The following is a 1058-nucleotide window of genomic DNA, read 5'->3' as shown; positions in this document are numbered from 1 at the left end:
GTCGCCGGAGGGGCAGCACGCCGCCTCGTCGCGCACCGACAGCGCCCGCGGCGAGTCGCTGGTGCTGTTCACCACCGACCGCGCACTGACGCGCGAGCAACTGCTGAACGCCGCGCGCGACAGCGGCACGCCGGAGCTGGCGGTGCCGCGTGACATCCGCGTGGTGAAAGCGCTGCCGCTGCTCGGCAGCGGCAAACCTGACTTTGTTGCCCTGCGCCAGATGGCGGAAAACCCGGAGCGTGCCGTATGAAACAGACCCTGAACCGTGGTGACGGCTTGCTGTCACGCAGTATGGTGGCGGTGATTGTGGCGCAGTTCCTCTCCGCTTTCGGCGATAACGCGCTGCTGTTCGCCACCCTGGCGCTGATTACTCAGCAGCACTACCCCGACTGGAGCCAGCCGATCCTGCAGATGGCGTTTGTCGCCGCTTACATTGTGCTGGCCCCCTTTGTCGGCCAGTTTGCCGACAGCTTCGCCAAAGGGCGGGTGATGATGGTCGCCAACCTGCTGAAACTGGTGGGCGCGGCGGCGATCCTGGCCGGGCTGAACCCGTTCCTCGGCTACGGGCTGGTGGGCGTCGGCGCGGCGGCCTACTCACCGGCCAAGTACGGCATCCTCGGTGAGATCACCCGCGGGGAGCAGCTGGTCAAAGCCAACGGGCTGATGGAGTCCTCGACGATTGCCGCGATCCTGCTCGGGTCGGTGGCCGGGGGCTGGCTCTCCGACTGGCACCTGCTGGCGGCCATCGGTGCCTGTGCGGTGGCCTATGGCGTGGCGGTGGTGGCAAACCTCTTTATCCCGCGTTTACCGGCGGCGCGCCCCGGCCAGCCGTGGCACCCGGGGCGGATGGTCAGCGCCTTTGCGCAGGCGGTACGCACCTTGTGGCAGGAGAGCGGCGCGCGCTTCTCGCTGGTGGGCACCAGCCTGTTCTGGGGCGCAGGCGTCACGCTGCGGCTGCTGCTGGTGCTGTGGGTGCCGGTGGCGCTCGGCATCACCACCCATACCTTGCCGACGCTGCTGAACGCCTTTGTGGCGATCGGCATCGTGCTCGGCGCGGC

General features: G+C 68.4%; 1 protein-coding gene and 1 pseudogene. Both read left to right on the top strand.

What is annotated here, in order from left to right; all coding sequences use genetic code 11:
• Nucleotides 1-250 (top strand): annotated as a pseudogene (locus tag CYR32_RS21170) (bifunctional 2-acylglycerophosphoethanolamine acyltransferase/acyl-ACP synthetase); the annotation flags it as partial.
• A partial coding sequence (lplT, locus tag CYR32_RS21165; RefSeq protein WP_101827043.1) for a lysophospholipid transporter LplT occupies nucleotides 247-1058 on the top strand: 812 nt, incomplete at its 3' end. The pseudogene CYR32_RS21170 and the gene lplT, both read left to right, overlap by 4 nt.

This window comes from Chimaeribacter coloradensis (genome assembly GCF_002858715.1).
Lineage (GTDB): Bacteria > Pseudomonadota > Gammaproteobacteria > Enterobacterales > Enterobacteriaceae > Chimaeribacter > Chimaeribacter coloradensis.
This window is presented reverse-complemented; position numbering and strand designations above follow the sequence as displayed.